General features: G+C 54.3%; 16 protein-coding genes, 1 other RNA gene and 2 pseudogenes. All 19 read right to left on the bottom strand.

Features of this window, described 5'->3' with window-relative positions; translation table 11 throughout:
* Positions 1-394 precede the first annotated feature (394 nt).
* The gene (locus RAC97_RS17580) at positions 395-2263 is read right to left on the bottom strand and encodes a DNA/RNA helicase domain-containing protein (RefSeq protein WP_375098659.1); all 1869 of its coding nucleotides are present in this window, start codon (positions 2261-2263) and stop codon (positions 395-397) included.
* A gap of 24 nt (positions 2264-2287) precedes the next feature.
* Positions 2288-2671, bottom strand: a complete 384-nt coding sequence (locus RAC97_RS17575; RefSeq protein WP_085704379.1) for a nucleotide pyrophosphohydrolase — start codon at positions 2669-2671, stop codon at positions 2288-2290.
* A 935-nt stretch (positions 2672-3606) separates the two neighbouring features.
* Positions 3607-4245 carry a hypothetical protein gene (locus RAC97_RS17570; RefSeq protein ID WP_375098660.1) on the bottom strand — a complete coding sequence of 213 codons (639 nt, stop codon included), beginning with the start codon at positions 4243-4245 and terminating at the stop codon, positions 3607-3609.
* A gap of 2 nt (positions 4246-4247) precedes the next feature.
* Positions 4248-4745 carry a TIR domain-containing protein gene (locus RAC97_RS17565; protein ID WP_375098661.1) on the bottom strand — a complete coding sequence of 166 codons (498 nt, stop codon included), beginning with the start codon at positions 4743-4745 and terminating at the stop codon, positions 4248-4250.
* 60 nt (positions 4746-4805) lie between these two features.
* Positions 4806-5708 carry a nucleoside triphosphate pyrophosphohydrolase family protein gene (locus tag RAC97_RS17560; protein ID WP_375098662.1) on the bottom strand — a complete coding sequence of 301 codons (903 nt, stop codon included), beginning with the start codon at positions 5706-5708 and terminating at the stop codon, positions 4806-4808.
* A 1-nt stretch (position 5709) separates the two neighbouring features.
* Positions 5710-6831 carry a nucleotide kinase domain-containing protein gene (locus tag RAC97_RS17555; RefSeq protein WP_375098663.1) on the bottom strand — a complete coding sequence of 374 codons (1122 nt, stop codon included), beginning with the start codon at positions 6829-6831 and terminating at the stop codon, positions 5710-5712.
* A gap of 546 nt (positions 6832-7377) precedes the next feature.
* On the bottom strand, positions 7378-8865 hold the full coding sequence (locus RAC97_RS17550; RefSeq protein WP_375098664.1) for a TIR domain-containing anti-phage reverse transcriptase: 1488 nt from the start codon (positions 8863-8865) through the stop codon (positions 7378-7380).
* A 383-nt stretch (positions 8866-9248) separates the two neighbouring features.
* Positions 9249-10073, bottom strand: a complete 825-nt coding sequence (locus RAC97_RS17545; protein WP_375098665.1) for a hypothetical protein — start codon at positions 10071-10073, stop codon at positions 9249-9251.
* Positions 10070-11260 (bottom strand): toll/interleukin-1 receptor domain-containing protein, encoded by a 1191-nt coding sequence (locus RAC97_RS17540; RefSeq protein ID WP_375098666.1) that lies wholly within the window; start codon positions 11258-11260, stop codon positions 10070-10072. The genes RAC97_RS17545 and RAC97_RS17540 overlap by 4 nt, the downstream gene beginning before the upstream one ends.
* A gap of 6 nt (positions 11261-11266) precedes the next feature.
* Complete coding sequence (locus RAC97_RS17535; protein WP_375098667.1) at positions 11267-11791, bottom strand: TIR domain-containing protein; 525 nt, start codon at positions 11789-11791, stop codon at positions 11267-11269.
* Between the two features lie 219 nt (positions 11792-12010).
* Positions 12011-12304, bottom strand: coding sequence for a hypothetical protein (locus tag RAC97_RS17530; RefSeq protein ID WP_375098668.1), 294 nt, complete (start codon positions 12302-12304; stop codon positions 12011-12013).
* Between the two features lie 10 nt (positions 12305-12314).
* A pseudogene (locus RAC97_RS17525) lies at positions 12315-13279 on the bottom strand (integrase).
* A gap of 944 nt (positions 13280-14223) precedes the next feature.
* Positions 14224-15479: pseudogene (locus RAC97_RS17520) on the bottom strand (integrase domain-containing protein).
* A gap of 187 nt (positions 15480-15666) precedes the next feature.
* Positions 15667-16058, bottom strand: a transfer-messenger RNA (tmRNA) gene (gene ssrA / locus RAC97_RS17515).
* 105 nt (positions 16059-16163) lie between these two features.
* Positions 16164-16457: a hypothetical protein gene (locus RAC97_RS17510; RefSeq protein WP_375098669.1), complete on the bottom strand. Its 294-nt coding sequence runs from the start codon at positions 16455-16457 to the stop codon at positions 16164-16166.
* A 61-nt stretch (positions 16458-16518) separates the two neighbouring features.
* A complete protein-coding gene (locus RAC97_RS17505) occupies positions 16519-16806 on the bottom strand; it encodes a DUF3077 domain-containing protein (protein WP_375098670.1) in 288 nt (95 codons plus the stop codon).
* Positions 16807-17255: 449 nt separating this feature from the next.
* Positions 17256-20066: an FAD-binding and (Fe-S)-binding domain-containing protein gene (locus RAC97_RS17500; RefSeq protein ID WP_375098671.1), complete on the bottom strand. Its 2811-nt coding sequence runs from the start codon at positions 20064-20066 to the stop codon at positions 17256-17258.
* An 86-nt stretch (positions 20067-20152) separates the two neighbouring features.
* Positions 20153-21298, bottom strand: coding sequence for an FMN-dependent L-lactate dehydrogenase LldD (lldD, locus tag RAC97_RS17495; protein WP_375098672.1), 1146 nt, complete (start codon positions 21296-21298; stop codon positions 20153-20155).
* A gap of 60 nt (positions 21299-21358) precedes the next feature.
* Positions 21359-23026 (bottom strand): lactate permease LctP family transporter, encoded by a 1668-nt coding sequence (locus RAC97_RS17490; protein WP_375098673.1) that lies wholly within the window; start codon positions 23024-23026, stop codon positions 21359-21361.
* Positions 23027-23154: the final 128 nt, after the last annotated feature.

Below are 23154 nucleotides of genomic sequence, written 5' to 3'. Positions count from 1 at the left end.
GACGGAGAGGTTGCGGGGGTTGGCGGGGGGGATGTGGGGGGAGGGGGCGGGGGGCGGTTTGGAGGTTAGGCGCTAGGCGTGTGACGGGAACGAGAAGGTCTGCACGGGGCGGCTCTGTCAGGGCGTCTTCAATTATGCTTGAGCTTTGGAAGCATATAGGGCCGGGGTAATTTGAAGCCGGTCGGTATCTATCTGTTTTGGCTGCTAAATAATTTTTTGGTCAACTTGCTTGGAATACCAGTTGGAACGCTGCGTTGTCTGGATTCCGATGGACGGTGCTTTTTGAGAACCGCCCCCGAAAACGAATCGGGGCCGAATCTATAAAGCAAATGGTCATCCTGTTGATCGTTGCCCCTGCGCTTGTCGGTACAGGGGCTCTTAGCAAACGATACCGTCAATGATTGCCGTGTTGGCTAAGCCGACTCTCGAAGTATTGCGCCGTTTCTTTGTCGGTGCAGTACAGGTAGCAACCCTTCATCCCCCGTGTCATCAGGGTTCGGTATGTATTTTTGATGATCAGGTCTGTTTCACTTTTCGCGAGGGCAGGTTGCTCTTTCATCATTTTTTTCCAGCCGCGAATCGATTTATCGTGCTTGTCGCGCTCATCCGGAGATGTCACTACCTGACCGTCACGTACGACCAGATCTGGTCCGATAATCACCCCGATATAGTCGACTTCCAAACCTTGGCAGGTATGAATGCAGCCAACCTGTTCAATGGAGTTCTCAGCGATGATCCATAGGCTGCCATCCTGATCCAGGTTCCATTGGCGTTTGTAGTCACCAATCACGATATCAGCAGCGGTGGGGTCTTTCTTGCTCAACCAAGGCCAGCAATAGCCGGCGACCACACGAGCTTTGTTTCCGTGGTTTTTCTCGTTGATTGCGTCATGCATCGCCTGAGGTGAGTCGAACACCTTAAACTCGTACTCTTGGGTCTCAAGCGTCGGATTTGCCGTCGAGCGAATGCCCAGCGTGTCATCCAGCCATGCTAGGTAACCGTCAGAACCACTGCAGCGAAACTGCGAAGACAGTACGTGTTCTTCAACCAAAGCTCCCTTGGCTTTCGCAAAGGCGCGAATCGCCTGTTTGCTGCCGATATCGCTCAAGGTTACACGCTGGTCCTCATCAATAAAGAAAATGGAGCATTTCGCTGAGTCAATCAGCTCCTTGATCTGGTTCTCGCCAAGGTTTCCATAAAGCCCGCTTTTCTCATTCAGCCGGTGAGCTTCGTCCACGATAAGCGCATCGAATGTGTTGGGCTCAGTGTCGATGAATGCCCCAGAGCCTGAAAAGAAATTCGAGAAATGGCTGCGCTTGATGGTGCCAACCAGTTTGCTTTCGTAGACCTTGCGAGGGGCGGCATTCTTGGAGACGTATTTGCTCATCAGCTTCAATTCGGTGAGCTTAACCAGCAGATTGATAGCCAGAACGGTTTTTCCGGTGCCCGGTCCACCTTCGATGATCATCACCTTGGGTGCTTGGTCCGAAGCCTCGCTTGCCGCCGCAAGCGCCGACTCAAAAATTGCTTTCTGATCGTCAATCAACACGAACTCGGGTTTGCCTTTCATCAACCCCGCGAGGGCTTCGGCTAGCGCCTTGGATGGGCGAATTTTTCCTTCGGACAGCTCGTAAAGAACCTCTTTGTTGTCGCCATGACTTATATGCTTTTTCAGAAAGGTTCTGAGTTTGCTGAGCTCTTCCGGGCCTTTCAGAAACAGCGGAGCCTTGCTGATGTGGGGCTCATAGTGGGCTGAATCTATGACACCGTCGCTGACGTAGTTATGGAGGTAGGCGCACGGACGAATTTCGATGCTTTTGTCATACACCGCCTCGTTGAAGCCTTCCAGCAGCGCGGCATAGGACCATACCTGATAGGACGGGTGAATGGTTTCAATGAGGCCGCCACCCAATACCGTTTTGACGATTGCGTCTTTGGTTGTGGCGCTGGCCTTGATCCATTGCTTCAGCTCGATCAGTACGGCCTTTTTTGCCTGGTTTTCGTCGCGACCGGTGAGTAGAAAGTCGATTCGCTTCGACGACTGCGGAATGTGCAATTCAATGGCCAGGCCTGCATCGCTCGGGAGGCCCTCATCTCTAAGGACCTTGGCCATGTACGTCAGGGACCCTTGCCACGACCTGATTTCCGAGGAGCCAACGTTCTTGCCGGTAGCTTCCTTGTAATGCCTGAGGATCACCTCCTCAATGTCATCGTTATCGTTGTCTTTAAGAAATTGCTGTTTGGTCGCAGCGTAAACGATCACGGGTTGTCCTTAGGTGCGTGTTGGTCAGAGTCGGTCGTACTTTTTGCTGCTGCTTCTTGCTTTATCCACGGGGTATTTCTGGCCGTTCGAGACGAGTTTCCGTGTCACTGCCTCGTTGAGGTCGATGCCGAGCACGCTGCTCAGGCGAACCAGGTACATCAGTACATCCGCCAGTTCGTCCTTGACCGCTTGGCCGATCTCGGGATCTGTTGCGGCTGAGATCGAATCGGCATCGCTCATCCATTGGAAAATCTCGCACAGCTCGCCTATCTCTCCAGTGAGAGCCAGGATGAGATTTTTGGGGGAGTGGAATTGCTGCCAGTCGCGATCATCTGCAAAACGCTGAAGGGATGCGGCGAGTTTCGTTATGTCAACCAGTGGAGCGGATGAGCTGTCTGAGTCACTCACGGGATTATCTCTTGGGTATCAGTGAGGGGCAAAAGATCTGTAGGAAATCGGCTTCGTATTGTAAGACCTTTCGCTATAGATGCGGGCTTTTTGTTTTTCTCTCGCTCACTGTCTGCTAATCGCATTGCTTGCCCGCATTCGCTATGTCATTTGAGGGTGGGGGCGTGGGGCGCCTACAAGCAGATTTTCCAGCGCCTGGCGATAGCTTCCGCCATTCCTGGCCTACTGGATAAGTAATCCCAAAGTCTCAAACAGAAAATCTCCAGGGTTTGTATGCTTACTCCGAGAGATCACGGGGATCGGTATGGATGAGAATAATTCCTAGCTGAATCTGTCGGACGGCGGGCATATTGAGAATATGGGGCTATATGAACTACTTCGTCGTCGCTGTAAATCTATTGTATGCGTCGATGGAGAGGCGGATCCCCGTGCGACATTTGAAGGACAATTGACTCTAGTTCGCCACGCCCAGATTGACTTTGGCGTACGGCTTGAACCGAGACTCGATGACATACGGCTTGACCCCAAATCGTCAATTAGTAGAGCTCACTCACACTTGCTCAGAATTCACTATCCAGACGCAGGCCCGGGGAAATCGGAAGCGATCGGTCTAACGCTATATCTTAAACTTTCTTTAAACGGGGACGAAACAGAACTGCTAAGCGATACCGTTTCATAAGTCCTGATTTTCCACATGAGTCAACTTTAGATCAATTCTACACAGAAGAGCAATTTGAAGCCTATCGACAGCTTGATGTGCACGTAGCGGAAGGAGTTTTTAAAGGCTGTTCTAGAAGAAGATGCTGATCAAAGTAATGTAAGGGAATGGTTTAAGAAGTTATCAAAAAAATATGCTTTAGCCTGTAAGTGATTTTCATTAGTATTAATGCCCGAAAAGGTTCGGGCATTAATAAACGAATGAGCTCATAAAGACATCAGGCCGTCACCTTGTTGTTTTCTGCGGAGTAGCGGGCGTTAGCAAAATCAAAGTCATAAGGGTCTCCATGTAGTATGTTGCTCTCAAATCCCCGTTCCAGAAACTCTACAAGTGAGCACGCTTGTTGGATTGAGAATTTACGGTGGTGCCTGCCATTTACATACCCCATACCCGTGAGGATATGCTTTGGGATTTGAACGGCGCCTGCACCAAAATAAAAAAAATAATCTGAAATCAAAACAGCATCTGTTTGGGTGTCATTTTTTATATTATGGGGATTAGGCGAGCCATCAGGGAAACTATGGTGAGAGTTAACTTGCCGCCATTCACCGTCCTCTTTCCAGTAGATATTGTCGCCAACAATCATTTTTTTACTGCCATTCCTTAAGGGCTTTTTATCCTTATAGATGGGGTTGGTCCAATATGAGTCAAAAGTTTCTAGTTGAGAAACCTTCATTGCAAAAACACACTTTCCTGTAGCTTTGAGTCTCCCTCCCCCCATTCCGACTACCCAATCGCCTACTTTTGCTACTCTTCGAGTAACAGGTTTACAGGTCGCAAGCGTACACAATCCATGAAAAGGATTCGGAGCAAAACCGAAATCACGATCAACCACATACATGTATACATTAGTCATCGCTAGCACTCTGAATTTGCTGCGGTATTTACTGTGCTACGCGTGCTGCCATCTGGGTTTTGGAAGGTATTTTCGCCACTATCAATAGCAGCCATAATACTTTCTGAGTTCCAACCGACAATTGCGGAGGCATACTTTTCTAAGCTTGCGGGAATTTCCGGATCTTTGCCCCCATGCTCATAAACTCCCACAATACGCTTCCCTTGGGCATGCGCCTGATCGATTTCCCAGTTAACCCATGGACGTTGATGAGTTTGCGTCCCTATCAAAACAACGACCGTTGATGCCCAGGAAACTTTCATTCGTAGTAGCCGTTTTATAGTCGACTCTTTAACCATCCCTTTATCCAGCCTTTGCTGGTTAGCTGGTTTCGCACGAATAGAGCTATTCCTGACATCCCAACCTTTGGAACCTAGTAACTTAGTAAATTTGTCGACTGATGCATCATCACGATGATGGTGACTTATAAATAAATGTCTACGACTTCCTGACTTGCTCATGACTGAATCCTTTCGGTTACTTATGGCAGATAAGATACGTCTTTAAATAATGATTGTGAGTTACGCTATTTCGTTGTGGCTCACGCCTCCCATATATATAATTGATCTCAGGTCTTGATCAATTAATAGTTTTCCACCATTTGATTTTAGAATTTTGCGCCATATTTCAAAGCCTAGTAAAATGGCCCTCTGCCATTCTCCCGCTGAACGCGTACGGACCTCCAACAAAGAAGTGACACCTTTGATTGTCCTCAATAATTTGTAATCGAGCTCAGTAACCTCTTCAAGCCAATTGTGCTCTTTGGCATAATCGAACACGAGCGCTGCAACAGCCTCATCGATAACCTGAGCGCGCCCCCCGTCTTGCACCTCGTCGATAGTTGGTATACTTTTTCTCTTACGTTTCATCAGGCTTCGGATGACTGGCGACCAACCGAGTACGGCAATGTATGCAAGATGGAAAACATCATGGAATCGATAACCATCAGGGTCTTCAGAATTGTCTGTCAGATCATCACCAATCTGAGTACCATCCATTAGCATACGAATTTTAGACTGACCAGCTATCACAACTTCACCTAGTTTGATTTCAAACTTTCTTGGAAGTCTTTCGCTTTCTGGAAACCCTTCATCAAAAACTATCAGGTTAGTGTTCCCATCGCCCCAGCGGCCATTTGCCTTGGCTAAATTTTTGCGAGCAATGTCTTCGAGTTTTAAATCAAATTTTTCCGCAACATTGGCTATATACCAAAGTAAATCTCCCAGTTCCTCACATACCCTATCTTTGAATAGTAGATGAGACTCTCCATCGCGTAGACGCTTTTTGTACTCGCTAAGTAACTCTCCTGTTTCGCCCGCAAGCCCGAGCAACGGAACCATTAGTTCGATCCCTGATTCTCCGATACTGCTCGAAGGGACTCGATCAGTTTTTTGTGCTGCGTGCTGATAAAAATTCAAATCCATTTTATTTATTCCAATTTAGCTGTCTCTGATGACTACTTCCAAAAGGCTGTCGACAATTGGAAGGTTTATGCTCCTTAAACTCAGCTGCAACTCTGCTATTTATCTCCCATTTAGGTGGGTACCATGGGATCTCTAGAGAGGCAGTTGGAGAGAATTTCTGCTTTATACGAGTGCGCCCAGATATACCCATTACTTCTGGATGAGCAACACGAGCGTATTTGTCAACCTCGCAGAAAATATTCTGGCAGTCAATGAGTTGGAGTGGGCGCCCCCATAACGAATCAAATTCAATGCCCAGCCTCTCAAACTCGTGCTCTTGGTTTTCGGACATAAATCTAATTAATTGGTCGCCGCTAATATCTTTAGTTTTATTGAAGCACTTTTTCAGGCCGTCGAGGGCTCCAGGTCCCGGAATTACAAAATCCATTTCGGAGAAGTTGGTAATTTCTGAGTAGTTGATGTCTGTTATAAACTGGTAAGCTAGGAAATTTCCGATTGAGGGGTAATTCCTAATGGCTTCAAAGGCTTGCTTCATGTTGGCTCGACTGCTTAAAAATTCTGGAAGTTTATCTTCCATCATCCGCTCAAGCAGCTTCAGGTGATTTTGATGCTTCGCTGGATATCCAAATGCAGAGCTTCCTGGGGGCATTATATAAGCGGCCGAATATATACGTCCGCCAGAACGCATGGCCTGACTTAGAATTCGATCGTAATTGTCAAACGTATAAGCTCTATAGCTGATCTCGCCGAGCTCTTGCTCCAAAAGCTGCCAGGTTTCAATTTTATTAAAAAGTTTAAACAAGATGACCCTGAAAAAAACTTCCTCTCGTGATTCGCAAAGATCTGAACGGTAAATAACGTTCCTGATTAGAAATTGGCTTACACGATCTGAGGCACGATAGGCGTTCGTAAACTTATAAGCGGAAATAACAGGGTCATCAGACCAGGGAGCATCTTCCGCAAACAACCTCTTCTTGAAGACTTTCTGACGCTCAGCTGCAAAACGCCAGTAGCTTTCATATACCGGACTCACAGTTACCAAAAAGCATTTTTCAGTCTCATTACTCCTCGAACGTGAGTGTAATTCATAATTTTCACCGTTAGATTCAATTTTTAGTTTCACGCGTCCTCTCCATCGTCGTGTACTTTACTATCACAGACTTGGCCCATGACACTACACATAAAATGCATCCTTTCCTTGTACGCGTATCTTAACTGAATCATTCCCGTCATTTTTTTGGCGAAAACAAATTGACGGGCGGTAGCGTAAGACTTAGGTCGGAGCTGCTTTCCTAGGATATCTCGAAGCTCAGAAAATAGGCTTTTTCATACCCTGCTGGAGAACTGCATTGCCCTGTTGGGTCCACATCTAATGTTATAAAGCATATCGATGTTATTGGAAATGCCCCTCCAGGCCTCTCTATGGATTAGGCCTGCATCGCCACAAGGCCATCAACATTGCGTCGATAGCCAGGTCGCTGTACATTCTGGTTGACTAACCTACCACTTGCCGAGGGAGCGCTACCGCTCGATTTAGGTCATAGGTTTGGGTTATGCGAGGTCTTTCACCAAAACCTTGTTTTGGCAAACGCTCGTCGAAGCATGGCAGCTTCTTATGCTTCGATAAAAATGTATGCTTACCAAGCTTAAGAGTTTGGGGTGGCAGAGCCTATCGGCTATTAAGCGACTCGTTATGTGTCAGTAATTCCTGAACCTTTTTTGCTATTTCATCGGGATTGTTATTCCATTCTACGTAAAGCTTGTCGTTCATAAGGAAGTTATTACCTAGAATGTTGTCTTTATTGCCGTAGATTAGCGGGAGCAATCTTTTCGTCCCGCCGGAAATATCACCGTTCAATACGGAGTTAATTTCTTGTTGAGGCCAGGCTTTACCAACTGAGCTGTCCGTCATCACAGCAATAACATACTTTGACTTTAGGAGCGCTTTATTGATTACCCCGACAAGAGAGTCTCCCCAGCCAATTTCTTTTGTGTCGTAGAAAGCATGAATACCGATCTTGCTTAATTCCTGGTAGAGAGGTTCGACAATTTTTTCTTTGTCTTCGGAAGCATGGCATAAAAATACGTCATACATCTTATATTCAGCCTTTATACTCTTGATAAATTTCGGCGGCGATGGATCATGCTCCGCCATTTTCAAAACCAGCTTGATATACGTCGGATCATCTTTTCCTTTCACCATTGAAAGAAATGAAAGTCGACCATAGATATTCTGCTTTAGCTTGCTACCATCTTTGGTTAGCTCCGCGTCCTCCGGGCTAAGTCCAAGTACATCAATGTAGTATTTCCGTTCGGCGTCTACTGGGTCATCAATCCAGTGGTGAATAGCTGTTCTTAGTTTGTTTTTATATTCAGCGGGCACATTAACTTTTTTGTTTACAATTAAACCGGTGACTTCTTGTCGGCTATACTTGGATTGAAGCCTGCTTTTCTTTTCATTTATTTCAAAGCTCGCCCTAGAAAATATATTGACAAGGTCTTCGCCGATAATGGTTTTTCCATCATTTATATGGGCAACTTCATTTGGGAAAACCCTCTTTGCTGAAATGGTTATGTCGTCAGCGTAGCGAGAGTATATGAGTCGTTGACTTCGAATGTACTTCAGGATGCGATTGTCTAGAGTGCTGGCTACAATATTCGCAACAATCGGGGACGTTGCAGCCCCTTGGGGAAGGTGGTTTTTGAAGCAACAAATTTGCGCGACGACCGTCGCTACATTGGGGTGGAACTCAAAGGGTTTGGCTATAAAAGCCGCTCTGACGCGCCCAAAATTGATTGATCCGAAAAAGTCTTTTATGTCTACATTTAAAATCCAATTGGACTTTTTATGTAGTGCCGCATTTTCTAGGATTCCGCGGCTTTTGATAAAGCCCTGAACACAGGATTTGAACTCTATATTTTCCTCAAAAATCTCAGCTAATTTTTTTTGGATGACCCTTAGTCCTTTTTGCGGGGAGTCAATTTTTCTAAAACCGCCTCGTTTTTTCCGCATTTCAAATGACTGGTACTTTAAGTCATCTGAACGTTTGTAGCATATGTAAAGTAGATGCCCTTTTTGAACGCCCAGAATACTGCATAGCTCATCAATGGAGTTGAGCTTTAAAATTGAGCGAGAAGGTGGGTTGAGTAGCTTCAAGGCAACCTCCGGACTGCATGCTGCCGGAGTTAAAGCAGCACCCCCCGCCATTTACCTTACGCCTCGCGAGACTCATAACATTGCGAACTATAGTCTCAACGTAACTCACAGTAGCATATATCCTTACATTAACGAATGATTGCAGTGGTCGCACTGCATAGTTAAAGCTTGGAGGGGTGCATGCGCCATTTATAACCGAAAGAAAGTCACAGTGCAAGAAGGTCAGAGCACGGATTGAGAAAAAACCAGCCTATCGAGGTGGTTTACCTATTGAAGGGTAAAAATTTCCTGGATGGGCCGGCCCACTGGTCGACCCTTCATGTAATAATCGCAGATTGCGTTAGGCGACTAAAGTCTACTTGCGCGGCGCTTTGAACTATGATTTATAAAGAGTCGGTTTTGGTTAGTTGAATCAATCCCCGCAGAATTAGCATTATTGCTTGGTCGATATGCGGAGTATATGCAAGTGTTGCATTTTCCTCTGCAGTCAATCCATTGTTAAGATCAGCGGCGGTAAATGCAGCGAACTCGCAGCGCTTAGCCCATCCAGGATTAGATGTAGGTCGGGGTTTTATTAGACCCAAGGTTTCAGCGATATCACGAGTACATCCCCCAAAGCCACCGACTAGAAAAACCGGCTTGGCAGCTCTTAGCGACAAAAGCGTCTCTTCGGCAATGCCAGGCATAGTTCCCTTGTAGCCTTCTACTCGACCACCAACAACGATCCTTGCTTCGGAGTTTAATATCATAGAGATACGCATGGACGTAAGCCCGTCTGCCCACTCTTGGTCTGTAGGTATCGTAGGCGCAAATCCGCGGCGCTCTTCAATTGGTAGCACGCTACCGTCGATTCGTAGAAGAACTAGCTCCGCAGACTCTTCGAGTTCGGAAATTTGAGTCTCCAACGTTACCATCGACTGCAATATATGCACAGGCCAAGCGAGATAGTTTGTTACTCCGGGACGGGTATCTCCTTCGTCAGCGTCTCGACGATGTCGGGAAACTAGCTCGAATAGTAGGTCGCTGAATCCATGTTGTCGCAGATCCCCTCCATAGATCAACCTCGCTCCGAGCGCGAGTAAATGACGAGCTATTTCGGCCATGGCATCTCGCAAATGCTCATCGCCCAGTCCTAGAATAGACATGTCTGGGCTTTCCGAAATGGAGATCGCGATGGTCTTCTGTCCGAGAACCTCTTGGTAGCTCATCGCACAGCTCCCGCTTTCCATTCCGTTAGGCTACGTAGTTGAACCCGAGGTGATATCTCTGCGAATAGCCGCTCTTCTTCTGCACTGAGTGGTGGATCCGGATAAACAATCACCGGATATGGTATCTCCGCTTCAGATGGCAGGCTTGCTAGTGAAATAAGCTCTGGGGGTCTCGGTACGAAAATAACTGCGGGATCGAGATTTCCATCTGCTACCTCAAGCTGAACACGGCATCGCCAAAGGAAATTTTTCAAAACCTCGTCGAGCAGTCGGGCAATAACGAAATCTATGCGATCAGCGCTTCCAGGTTCCAGTCGGACTACTGGTACGTTGCCCATATAAGGGAAGCCGCGCTCATCTATTTCGCTAATGCTATTGGCTACAACAAGAGGTACGTGCCAGCGTTTTGCCTCGATAATCTCTTTCCGACACCACTCACGTGATGAGTAAGAGTCAGTGTGAATGGCGACCATCGCACTCACGCGCACCTTGTGGAGCAGTACTTTCTGAAAATGAAGGCCAGCTGGAATGTCATAGACATCAAAGAAGCTGTCCATTCCTGGTGTGTTATAAAGTTTACTTCGGACGTTTCGGGAAATTTCTTCTCCATGCTGGTCGTGTTTGGAATGGCTAAGAAATATTTGTACCTTCTTAAGGTAGGCTTCTAGTGCTTCCTCTTCTTCGTCGGGGCGCGTTAGGTGCTCTAGGTAATGCCGTAACAACCGACAAAATGCGTATGTCAATGCAGCAGTCAATCTTCGACCACGTTCGGCAAGTTCCCCATCCCAGCGGGCCCATAGTAGCGCTTGCTCATTAGTTCCTAAGCGCGTTAGCACACCGTTGTCAATTTCGACAGGAAAGACTCTCTTGCCTAAACCGGCTGCCTCAGTATTCTGACAGAGTTCTTGGATATAGCTCGTCCAAGCTGCATCGTCAACGAGGTTGTTGTCCGCTAGCACTACAATGGCGGTGGTGTCTGCGTCTTCAAGTTCAATTGGCAGAGGCTGGCTGGAGTCCTGTGCCACTGCGTACCGGTATATAACGCTGAGCCCAGTGCCGCCTGCGATATTTTCGTACAACTTTCGACGAAAATGCTCTCGGAGGATCTCGGCGATGGCGAGGCCACCGGCAAAAGCAGGGTGCCACACAATATATACAACTAGGAACGGGCGAGTTGATTCAGTCATCTGCGCTTACCCATTGCGGACCCGACGATCCCGGGTATTATTGATCAGTGAGATTTTCCGGCTCTTTGCCTCGGCTATGTATTGACCAAGCTGATTGGGATCGGCTGTGATCTGTTCCCAGGTAAGCCACGAAGCAAACCCAGATTTGATATTGTCAAGAAGCCGATCAGGAACAAGAACATACTGGTTGTCAGGCGTCAAGCGAGCAGTAGGTAAGCGTACACCAATCAGGGCGTGATTTTTTTCAAGCGTTGCCGAAATTTCCCAGTCAACGTACTTTCGCTTTGGGGTTTCTGCCCCAACAAGTACGACCGTGCAAGAGGTGCCAGTGATATGGTTTTCCCTAATTCGGCGCATCACATAATTAACATCATCGCTATCGATGCGACGCTCAAGAGAGTTGTCGTAGATCACGTCGTAGGTGTCGTGAAATGCGCTTGAAAAAGCGTCGTAGTAGGCTTGGTCAGCGTGATGATGGTAGCTGACGAATATTTTGTGTTTCACTGCTGCCCTGAAAATTCCATAACTCATTAGCCCTCCTTAGTAATCGCCATACATGATCATAAATGATCTAGCACACTATAATCCCGCGTTCAGGTTGTCCAGCACGAAAATTTGCTAGCTTCTGAATAGAAGCTAGCGCTGTTATAACTTTTTTGCTCCACGCGGTAACGGCCAATTCGAATCGCTCTGGGTTCTGATTGAGAAATTAGCCTAGTTTCTTCTAGCCGGTTGCTGTCGTCGGTGTGACTACCTACCTGGCCCGGCTCTAAGATTGAAGATCCATGGTGCTTCTAGGCGTCGAGCGAGCAACCGAATCGTTAGCACATAATAGTACCGCGTCGCCTCACTCCGGAGGCGCATGTGATGTTCAAGAAACCAAGCCAAGTGTTTTCTCTGCCAACACCAAGGTGTTTCTCGCTGCCAGCGCTCAGCGATTTTAGCCTGAATTGTCTTTGCTTGAAGCACATGGCGTTTCCGAGTCGCGTGCGACCCGGTCAGGACTCCAGCCAAGAATAGCTCCATGTCGAACGGCTTACTCATCTGCGGCCTCCTAGTAGGCCGCGACCACATCGATCCGGCCGTGCCCCAGCTCATAGCTGATTTGCCTCCGGGCCTCCCGATCAAGGCTCCTATCTATCAGGCAACATTGGCCGCCGTTGATAGGTGCGCGGTGTTGGGTGATTTGCTCATAGCGCTCGCATGCATACGCCGCTCGTAGCTCATGGAAGCCTTTGAGGTTGTGTGCATGCAGGATGTCCCGCGCCGGGGAGATGCTTTCTTGCAGAAGAATCAGGTAGCTTTCGTTTGGCGCAATCAGGTTGCGGCTACCCACAGGCGACACCTGCCGTGCAAACTTAAGTGCATCTCGAACATGGCCGTCCACCGCTATCCATCGTGGCGCCGAGACCCCGGCGCGGCCGCCTTTGGTGCCTGCCTGAACGTTAATCTTGCCTAGTTTGGTGGCCTCACGGCTTAGCCGTGGAAGGTCAGCCAAGATGGCCTCGCGTAGGCGCATGCCGGTGGCTAGCGCTAACAGAACAATTGCGGCGGCCCGCTGCTGATGATCGCAGCAAAGCGCATCGACGATTTGTTCAACCTGTTCGCGGTCTTGGCCCTGCGGCACTGAGTAGCGAATCCCGGTGCGCTGCATTCCCAGCGCCTTGCTCGGGCTGGGCAGTTTCCCACGCTGATCACCGCGAAGTGCTGCCATAGTCCTGTTAACGCTGGATAGTCGATTTTGTGCGGTGCTGACGGCGAGGTCACCGCGTCCGATCGCGTCGCGCAGATACGCCGCATATTCCGCCAATACCTTCCGATCAACTTGCCGCGCATCATTGATACCGGGCCCCTGTTCGGAGCGGCACCATTTGACGAATGCCTGCCACCGATCACAGTGTGCCTTCACCGTGCCGTAGTGACCGCCCCGAACATGTCTTTCAGCGCCTGCGGGCCCGCGCAGCTCAATTGCCTGCCGTATCCGAAATTGCGGCCATCCCGCCTACCTACCAATGCCATGTCGATCACCTCATCGCCTGTTCTCCGATCCTCGCCCCACGGCATCCCGCCAAGAATGCTGAGTGTTATCAGGGATCAAGGCCCCTGCGATCTGTGGGGAATGTCCACTACGCGGGACTGGCGGCTCCTTACAACCGGGAGCAAGGGCATCTCATGATCTGGCCTCCTGAACACCGTTGCCGGTGGGCGGGTGGAGGCAGTGCTGGCTGACTAAACCAGCGCCTGAAGATCCTGAGCCGGGTGAACGCAGCAATGCGATGACTGGGGGCATGCCTGACTGTCAGTCAGGTGCAGTCCATTCCGTGGTCTGCGGCACCATCATCTACATGGCTGTTGCTGGTGGCATCGGCGTTTGTCACGCCGATTGTCACGAGGGGGAATGCCGCAAAGCCATGTACGATCAGGGCTGCAGCAGTGGTAGAAATGCCCGTCTCTTTCCAGAAGAAAGAGACGGGCACAGGTTGGCGCATTATTTGGCCAAGCGGATAGGTTGCTGCAGGGCAGCGAGGTACGGTGTATCTGGCGCACGAGCGCTATATGTGTAAGAGCATCCATCACATGGGTAGTGACCGGGCGAGCTGCCGGATGCGAATCGCCCTTGGGGAGAACCACCGCGGGAGCGGCGTGACCTTTAAGGTTCGGGTCACCTGGGGTGCTGTCATCGACAGCCTTTGCACGGCCAGTTCTACGCCTGTGGATAAACCCGGTCAAGGGCCGAAACTCAGCGCTCTTGGAGGCGTGAAAAGCGGTTATCCATCGGTGGAATTCCGTGGTAAATCCTGGACAACGTCGTGGCTTTTAGCTTTTCAAAATAAGGTCCATCCAAACAGGGCGGCTTTGCAGCCCTGTTTGGATGGACCCGCGCTGAGAAGCGGATAAGCGAGGGTGCTTGCCCCGAGTCACGAACGTTCAGTTGTTACCGCAATTCTTGCGCCTGCACAGTGCTAACGAATCGGCACCACATTTTTGTCTCTGACTTGGCCGTAGGCTGAGGCAAGCAGGCTGCCGGTGGCGGCTTTCTGGATGTACTCACTCCACCAAGCCATCATCGGACGCCGGCGCTCGATGTAGTCGGCCCGGTTGTAAGCGCTGCGCACCTCATCCTTGTCGACATGCGCCAGTGCGACCTCAATGAGCTCCGGGTCCCACCCATGCTCATTCAAGAAGGTGCTGGCCATTGAGCGGATGCCGTGGCTCACCAACCGATCTTGGAACCCCATGCGTTTCAACGCCATGTTGGCGGTCTGGCTATTGGCGTGGGTGCGCGGATTTCTGTCTGCCGGGAAGACGAATTCGCGATGGCCGCTGTGAGTCTTCAGTGACTCCAGCAGTGCGAGAGCGTGATCACTCAATGGGATGCTGTGCGGGCGGCGCTTTTTCATCCGCTCCGGTGGGATAGTCCAGACACGCCTTTCAAAGTCGATGTCTGCCCAGCGAGTAGTCGCCGCCTCGGCGGGGCGAGTCATCGTGTGCAACTGCCATTCGATCAGACAGCGGGTGGTGCGTTTGATGCTGGCGTTCGCGATCTCCAGCATGAGCTCGGGGAGTTCTTCGGGCGGAAGCGCAGCCATGTTTTCTTTCTTGGGCTTCTTGAATACTGCCCGAATGCCGGTGAGCGGGTTGGCGAAGATCAGGCCGGAGTTTACACCGTAGGTCATGATCTCGTTTAGCCGCTGGCTAAGACGCTTGACCGTCTCCAGGCTGCCTTTCGCTTCGATTGGGCGAAGCAGTCCGATCACCATCGGCGCGGCGATTTTGGTGAGTGGTGTCGTCTTCAAATCGGGGAGCACGTGCAGCGTGAGCGACCGCCAGATGTCCTCGGGTAGGCTGGGGTGACCGAGTCTTTCTTGAGCTCGAACCAAGCGGTGGCCACGTTCTCGAAGGTGTGTTCCGTTTCTGCGCGGTTGGCTTCATTCAGCGTGTTGCGCTGCACCTTCGGATCGATGCACTGTGCGAGCAGATCGCGTGCATCGACTGCCATCTTACGTGCATTCGCCAGCGACAGTTCGGGATAGGTCCCGAAGCCGATGTTGATGCGCTTCTTGGTCACCGGTTCGCGGTAGTTGAAATTCCACATCAACGAGCCGTTGCTGCGTAGACGGAGCTGCAAACCGTCACCGTCCGTGGGGACGTCATCCATGGACGCGGGTTTGACTCCCTTGAGCTGTCGATTGGAGAGGCGGAGGTTTTGAGCAGGCATGAGATTTTCCTCAAGCGCTGATTTGGTATTCCAAAGATCAACACCGGATTGACTGGATACCATCTGGAAATAGCCGAATAGCTGGACTCAAAAACTTTCAAAAGACCAGACAAGCGCTGAACGCCGAATTTCATGAATCACAGGCACAAAAAAAGACGCCCTCGGGCGTCTTTCTTTTTTTTGGATTTGGTGGAGCCGGGGGGATTTGAACCCCCGTCCGCCAGTACTCCGCTGTCGGTACTACATGCTTAGCCGTGTCTACTGAGTTAATCCGCAGCCGCCCGACGGGCAGGGTGCTTTGGACGAGTTGGGTAAGTTTTAGTCGCTTTGCCCCCAACGTGCTACACGACGATCCTGTTCTGTATGACAATCACTTCGGGTTTACAGGCATCCCCTGGTGATTGCTGGAGCCGAAGCTACCAGGAGAGCGGGCTCAGCTGCTTACGCAGCGAGAGCGTAGCCCTCGTAGTTTTCGTCATTGGCAACTATAGAAAGTTGCAACAGTGGATTTACGAGTTCTGTTACCAACTCGGCATGCACCTAGAGTTTCGCGACCGGCGTCGAATCCTAATCGGCCCCACACTCAGCTCTAGCTGACGTACCTTTCGGCACGTGCGGCCGAGTATACGCCTTTGCGAGGGGGACGTCGACTGCTGGTCCCGTCACCCCTCGCAATAGAGCTGATCACGCGCCGCTGCCACCGGAAGAGCCGCTGCCTTTCTCGGTCTTCTCAAGGCGCTCCAGCACCTTGCTGGTGATAGCGATGCATTCCTTGGTGTCGCCCGAGGCTTGGGCGGCCTTGGCTTTGTCGACGTGCTCGGTCAGGGCTTTGTCCAGACCCTCGGAAGTGGCGCCAGCGGTGGCCATGCTGTCGTCGATCTTCTGCAGGTTGGTGGCGCACAGGTCTTCGGCGGCAAAGACGGGCGAGGCCAGCAGGGTGGCGGCCGCGAACAGGGCGGATAGCGCAGTACCTTTCATGGGTGTCTCCTCATGAGGCCTCTGGAAGGTGGGCCTAATTGGATGGACTGCTGGCAGTTGGCTAGGGTTCCATCGAGCTTCGCAGGGTACGGTTCATACCGACTTCCATGTCGTCGATCAGGGCTTTGGCCATGGCGCTCAGAAGGCGGGCAGCGCTGCTGGCGATCCGGTCGCTTTCCAGTTCGGCTTCGCAGGTGAGGTGGCGGATGCAGCCGAGCAGTACCGACAACTCGCCGAAGGCATGGGCGAAGGGGATTCCGGGTTGGATGCGGTAGAGCTCCAGGTAGGTGGTGACGCCGGCGGTGCTCGATTGGAGCGGGTAGGGTGGATCTGGGACGATTTTGTTCATAGGTGTATCTCTTGTGCTTGCTCATGGAAGCACCACCCCAGGCAATTCTCACAAGACAAAGGGTGGCAGCCGTGAACAGGGTGAGAATCCGGGGCACAAGAAACCCGGTCAGGCCGAAGCCTGCCCGCACACGGCTGCCATAAAGGAGAAGCCGAAATTCTTGAAGCTTCAGGACTCTCACACCCGGTCACCAGATGCGGCGACCCGATGAACTTATTCCTGGGGTGATGCCCCGACAATGCGGCTACTTCCGGCAGCTGCGTAGGATAGTTCTCTGGGCGGGGGACCTAAAGCATTTGGTTTCAGGTTGGGAAATGTCTGACGGAAGATGTGGGGTGCATTTGCCGGCCTCTTCGCGGGCAAGCCCGATCCTACAGGGGGGGCGGTGTCGGAGTCGGAATTAGAGAATAAGGGCTGCACCGCTTTCAGGGCGGTGCAGCCTTTTTGGGTCAGAGCGCGCGCGGGCGGGTGACGCGGTCTACCAGGTACACCAGGCCGTGGTAGTCGATGCCGCTGTGGCTCGACAGGCCAATTTCGCAGGTGCGGCTGGTGGAAATCCCTTCGCTGCAATACTGCACCGCATCCTTCAGGCTGCGCAGCGAGTGGGCGTTGAGCTCTGGCGTGGTGAACCCCTTGTCGCCGGCGAAACCGCAGCAATGAATGCCCTCCGGCACCACCACCTGCTTGCTGCACAGGCGCGCCAGGTCGATCAGCGCCTGGCTCTCGCCCAGGTGCTGGGTACTGCAAGTGACGTGCACCGCCACCGGCTCTTGCTGGGGCGAGAACTCCAGCTTGTCGAGCAGGTGAGTGCGGATGAAACGCACCGGGTCGTACAGGTCGAGACGGGTTTCGCCGAGGTCTTGCACCAGGCGCAAGGTGCACGGGCTGGTGTCGCAGTAGATCGGGTCGAGGCCGCCGCGGCTGGCTTGCAGCAGGGCGTCGATCAGCTCCTGGCGCTTGTGCTCGGCTTGTTCGGCGTAACCCTTGGAGGCAAACGGCTGGCCGCAGCACAGGCTGTCGGCATTGCCGGGGAACACCACCTGGTAACCGGCCTTTTCCAGCAGGCCGCGGGTCTTGTCCAGCAGCGAACTTTGCTCGCGGTCGGCGTAGGCCGGGCCCATCACCCGCGACACGCAAGCTGCCAGGTACACCACGCGGGGGCGGGCGTCGTTGCTGGCCGGGCCGAAGTCGATAGGCTTGAGGGGTTGCGGCATGGCCGGTGTCCACTGCGGCAGGCGTCCGCTGCTGGCCTCGCTCAGGCTGCGGCTCAGGCGGCCCAGGCGCGGGGCGCCGAGCAGCTTGCGGGCGCCGTTGGCCATGGCCAGGGTCAGGCGGGCGCCGCGCAGGGTGGCCTGGAAGTGTTCGGCCAGCCAGTCGGCGGTGCGGGCGTGCTCGGCGGCCTGGCCGCGCAACTTCTTCACCAGCTCGCCGGTATTGATGCCCACCGGGCAGCGCTGGGCGCACAGGCCGGTGGCGGCGCAGGTGTCGATACCTTGGTACTGGTAGTTGCGCAGCAGTTCGCGGATGTCTTCGCCGGCCCGCTTCTTCGCCTGGATGTCACGCCACATCACGATGCGCTGGCGCGGGCTTAGGGTCAGGCCCTTGGAGGGGCACACCGGTTCGCAGAAACCACACTCGATGCACTTGTCGACGATCTCGTCGGCGGCGGGTAGCGGCTTGAGGTGCTTCAGGTGGATTTCCGGGTCGTCGCTCAGCACCACGTCGGGGTTGAGGATGCCGTTGGGGTCGAGCAGGCGCTTGAGCTTCCACATCAGCTGGTAAGCGTCTTTGCCCCACTCCAGCTCAACGAACGGCGCCATGTTGCGGCCGGTGCCGTGCTCGGCCTTGAGCGAGCCGCCGAACTCCACCGCCACCAGTTGCGCCACGTCATCCATGAAGCCCTGGTAGCGCGCCACTTCCTCGGCGTTGTTGAAGCCCTGGGTAAAGACGAAGTGCAGGTTGCCTTCCAGGGCGTGGCCGAAAATGATCGCCTCGTCGTAGCGGTGCTTGTCGAACAGCTGGATCAGCCGCTTGACCCCCTCGGCCAGTTGCTCCACCGGGAAGGTGACATCTTCGATGATGACCGTGGTGCCGGTCTGACGCACGGCGCCGACGGCGGGGAAGGTGTCCTTGCGGATCTTCCACAGCAGGTTGTACACGGCAGGGTCTTCGCTGAAGTCGACCTGCTGCTCCACCGGGAAGTCGGCAATCGAGGCCATGATCAGGCCCAACTGCTCGTGCAACAGGCCCTGGCTGGCGGCGCGGGACTCGATCAGCAGCGCGCAGGCCTCGTCCGACAGGCCTTTCACCCACTCCGGCATGCCGGGCTTTTCCTGCACCGAGCGTAGGCTGCGGCGGTCGAGCAACTCCACCGCCGACACCGGTTGGCGCTTGAGCACGGTCACGGCCTTGCAGCAGCTTTCCACGCTAGGGAAGATGATCAGTGCGCTGGCCTTGTGCGGGTGGTCGGGCACGGTGTCGTAGGTAACGGCGCTGATGAAGCCCAGGGTGCCTTCGGAACCCACCAGCAGGTGCTGAAGGATATCCAGCGGCTTGTCGTAGTCCACCAGCGCGTTGAGCGACAGACCCGTGGTGTTCTTCAGCCGGTATTTGTGCCGGATGCGGTCGGCCAGTTCGGTGTTCGCGCGGGTCTCGCGGCCCAGGCGGGCGAGCTCGTCCAGCAGGCTGGCGTGGCTTTTCTGGAAGGCGGCGACACTGGCGGGGTCTTCGCTGTCCAGGCGGGTGCCGTCGGCCAGCACCAGGCGCAGGCCTGCAAGGGTGTGGTAGGTGTTCTGCGCGGTGCCGCAGCACATGCCGCTGGCGTTGTTGGCGACGATGCCGCCGATCTTGCAGGCGTTGATCGAGGCCGGGTCGGGGCCGATCTTGCGCCCGTAGGGGGCCAGCCAGGCGTTGGCTTGGGCGCCGATCACGCCGGGTTGCAGGCGGATCTGTTCGCCCTGACCGCGAATCTCCTTGCCCCCCCAGCTGTCGCCGAGCACGATCAGCACCGAGTCGCTGAGGGCCTGGCCCGACAAGCTGGTGCCGGCGGCGCGGAAGGTCACGGGTACGCGGTCGCGCTGGGCCAGCTGGATCAGCCCGACCACTTCGTCCTCGGACTCTACCCGCACCACCAATTTGGGAATCAGCCGGTAGAAGCTGGCGTCGGTACCGAAGGCCAGGGTCGAGATGGGGTCGTCGAAACGGCGTTCGGCGGGAATCAGGTGCTGGACATCACGCAGGAACGCAGCGGGCAGGCTCATGCAATCTCCTCGCGGGGCCGCCGCGTCTTGCGCGTGGCGTGCCCCGGATTATCAGGCGGTATTTCGGGCGACGTTTGGTGAGGCGCTCAGGCGCCCAGTTCGCGTACCAGCGAGTCGCGGGTGATTTCGCTGATCGACTTGGCGCCGGTCAGCACCATGGCCACGCGCATTTCCTTCTCGAACAATTCCAGCAGGTTCTTCACCCCGGCCTGGCCATGGGTGGCCAGGGCATAGAGGAAGGCACGGCCGATCAGCACGCTGTCCGCGCCGAGGGCGATCATGCGTACTACATCGAGGCCGCTGCGAATGCCGGAGTCGGCGAGGATCTTGATCTCGCCTTTCACCGCGTCGGCAATGGCTGGCAAGGCACGGGCGCTGGACAACACGCCGTCGAGCTGGCGGCCGCCGTGGTTGGAGACGACGATACCGTCGGCGCCAAACTTCACCGCATCGCGGGCGTCATCGGCATCGAGGATGCCCTTGATGATCATCGGGCCGTCCCAGAAATCGCGGATCCACTCCAGGTCTTTCCAGGAAATCGACGGGTCGAAGTTGGCGCCCAGCCAGCCAATGTAGTCGGCCAGACCCGTGGGGTTGCCGCGGTAGGTGGAGATGTTGCCAAGGTCGTGCGGGCGGCCGTTGACGCCGACGTCCCAGGCCCATTGGGGGCGGGTCATGGCTTGCAGCACGCGACGCATCGGGCCGTTGCGGCCGCTCATGCCGGCGTGGGCGTCGCGGTAGCGGGCGCCGGGCACGGGCATGTCGACGGTGAACACCAGGGTTTTCACCCCGGCGGCCTTGGCGCGCTCGAGGGCGTTGCGCATGAAGCCGCGGTCCTTGAGCACGTAGAGCTGGAACCACATCGGGCGGTCGATGGCCGGGGCCACTTCTTCGATCGGGCACACCGATACCGTGGACAAGGTGAACGGAATGCCGTGGGCTGCCGCCGCGCGTGCGGCCTGCACTTCGCCGCGTCGGGCGTACATGCCGCACAGGCCGATGGGGGCCAGGGCCACGGGCATGTTCAGGGTTTCGCCGAACAGCTCGGTCTTGAGGCTGAGTTCGGACATGTTCTTCAGCACGCGCTGGCGCAGGGCGATGCTGGCCAGGTCCGAGACGTTGTGGCGCAGGGTGTGTTCTGCGTAGGCGCCGCCGTCGGCATAGTGGAACAGGAAAGGGGGCAGCTTGCGCTGGGCCGCGGCGCGATAGTCGGTAGAGGCGGAAATGATCATGGAGTCTCGCAGCGTTGGTTGAGAGAGTGCCGGGCGCGCTGGGCGCCCGGCCCCTTCACTTTAGTGAACCAGCATGCCGGTCAGCCAATAAGCCTGGATCAGGGTGATCAGGCCCACGATGGTGGCGAAGAACAGGCTGTGCTTGACGGTGAAGCGGAACAGGTCCGATTCCTTGCCGACCAGGCCGGTGGCGGCGCAGGCCACGGCGATGGACTGCGGCGAGATCATCTTGCCGGTCACGCCGCCGCTGGTGTTGGCCGCGACCAGCAGGGTGTCGCTGACGCCGATCTGGTGCGCGGTGGTGGCTTGCAACGCGCCGAACAGGGCGTTGGACGAAGTGTCGGAACCGGTCAGGAACACGCCCAGCCAGCCGAGGAACGGCGAGAAGAACGGGAATGCAGCGCCGGTGCCGGCCAGTACCAGGGCCATGGTCGAGGACATGCCGGAGAAGTTGGTGACAAAGGCGAAGGCCAGCACCATGCCGATCGACAGGATTGGCCAGCGCAGCTCCCAGAAGGTCTCTTTGAAAGTGGTCAGACCAGTTTTGAAGTTGATCTTCAGTACCCACATCGACAGCAGTGCGGAAATGAAGATGGCGGTGCCGGTAGCGGAGATCGGGTCGAACTTGAACACCGCCGGCATGGCCGTCGCCTTGGCGACGATGGGTGCACCCTTGATCACCAGTTGATCGAGGTGCGGGATGGCGAAGTTGAAGACGAGGTTGTACATGGCGCCGCCGGGGGCGAACGCAGCCTTGAAGGGCTTGAGGGTCCAGATGGTCACCAGCACGGTGAGGATCAGGAACGGCGACCAGGCCTTGAAGATCTCGCCCAGGCTATAGGGCGAAGGCTGGCTGCCACCGCTGCTGACCACGGCGGCGCCAACGCTGCCCTTGGCTTCGGCGAACGAACGCTTGGGCTGCCAGACCTTCAGGAACAGGGTCAGGGAAACCAGGCTGGCCAGGGCCGAGGTGATGTCCGGCAGCTCTGGGCCGATGTAGTTCGAGGTGAAGTACTGGACGATGGCGAAGCTCAGGCCGGCCACCAGGGCTGCTGGCCAGGTTTCCTTGACGCCGCGCACGCCGTCCATGATGAACACCAGCCAGAACGGCACGAACACCGACAGCAGCGGCAGCTGGCGACCGGTCATGGCGCCGATGTCGAAGGCGTCGATGCCGGTGACCTGGCCTGCCACGATGATCGGGATGCCCAGGGCGCCGAAGGCCACCGGGGCGGTGTTGGCGATCAAGCACAAGCCGGCGGCGTACAGTGGGTTGAAGCCCAGGCCTACCAGCAGTGCTGCGGTGATGGCCACGGGGGCGCCGAAGCCGGCCGCGCCTTCGAGGAAGGCACCGAAGCAGAAGCCGATCAGCAGCACTTGCAGGCGCTGGTCGTCGGTGATCGACAGCACCGAGCTGCGGATCACTTCGAACTGGCCGCTCTTGACGGTGAGTTTGTACAGGAACACCGCGGCGACGATGATCCAGGCAATGGGCCACAGGCCGTAGAGGAAGCCGTAGCCCGCTGCGGCGAAGGCCATGTCGACAGGCATCTGGAAGGCGAAGATCGCCACCAGGATCGACAGGGCCAGGGTGATGGAGCCGGCGACATGGCCTTTGAGGCGAAACACCGCCAGGGCCAGGAAGAAGAAGACGATGGGGATGACCGCCGCCAGTGCGGACAGGCCGAGACTACCGAGCGGAGTATAGAGTTGTTGCCAGGTTTGCATATGGGGTAACCCCTAATTGTTGTTGGTCAGCACTGGCATTGGAAAATTGGTAATACCAATTTACAATGGCTGGTCGCTAGGTTAAAAAACCTTTCGTGGGTGTGTCAATTTGTCCAGAGGGAAACTTT

It is taken from the genome of Pseudomonas sp. LS_2 (assembly GCF_042709235.1).
GTDB lineage: Bacteria > Pseudomonadota > Gammaproteobacteria > Pseudomonadales > Pseudomonadaceae > Aquipseudomonas.
This window is presented reverse-complemented; position numbering and strand designations above follow the sequence as displayed.

Coding starts and splice junctions, on each gene's coding strand:
- RAC97_RS17505 (WP_375098670.1), bottom strand. CDS start 16,806: ATGAACAAAATCGTCCCAGATCCACCCTACCCGCTCCAATCGAGCACC.
- RAC97_RS17500 (WP_375098671.1), bottom strand. CDS start 20,066: ATGAGCCTGCCCGCTGCGTTCCTGCGTGATGTCCAGCACCTGATTCCC.
- RAC97_RS17490 (WP_375098673.1), bottom strand. CDS start 23,026: ATGCAAACCTGGCAACAACTCTATACTCCGCTCGGTAGTCTCGGCCTG.
- RAC97_RS17530 (WP_375098668.1), bottom strand. CDS start 12,304: ATGAGTAAGCCGTTCGACATGGAGCTATTCTTGGCTGGAGTCCTGACC.
- RAC97_RS17565 (WP_375098661.1), bottom strand. CDS start 4,745: ATGAGCAAGTCAGGAAGTCGTAGACATTTATTTATAAGTCACCATCAT.
- lldD (WP_375098672.1), bottom strand. CDS start 21,298: ATGATCATTTCCGCCTCTACCGACTATCGCGCCGCGGCCCAGCGCAAG.
- RAC97_RS17540 (WP_375098666.1), bottom strand. CDS start 11,260: ATGACTGAATCAACTCGCCCGTTCCTAGTTGTATATATTGTGTGGCAC.
- RAC97_RS17545 (WP_375098665.1), bottom strand. CDS start 10,073: ATGAGCTACCAAGAGGTTCTCGGACAGAAGACCATCGCGATCTCCATT.
- RAC97_RS17535 (WP_375098667.1), bottom strand. CDS start 11,791: ATGAGTTATGGAATTTTCAGGGCAGCAGTGAAACACAAAATATTCGTC.
- RAC97_RS17560 (WP_375098662.1), bottom strand. CDS start 5,708: ATGGATTTGAATTTTTATCAGCACGCAGCACAAAAAACTGATCGAGTC.
- RAC97_RS17570 (WP_375098660.1), bottom strand. CDS start 4,245: ATGACTAATGTATACATGTATGTGGTTGATCGTGATTTCGGTTTTGCT.
- RAC97_RS17510 (WP_375098669.1), bottom strand. CDS start 16,457: ATGAAAGGTACTGCGCTATCCGCCCTGTTCGCGGCCGCCACCCTGCTG.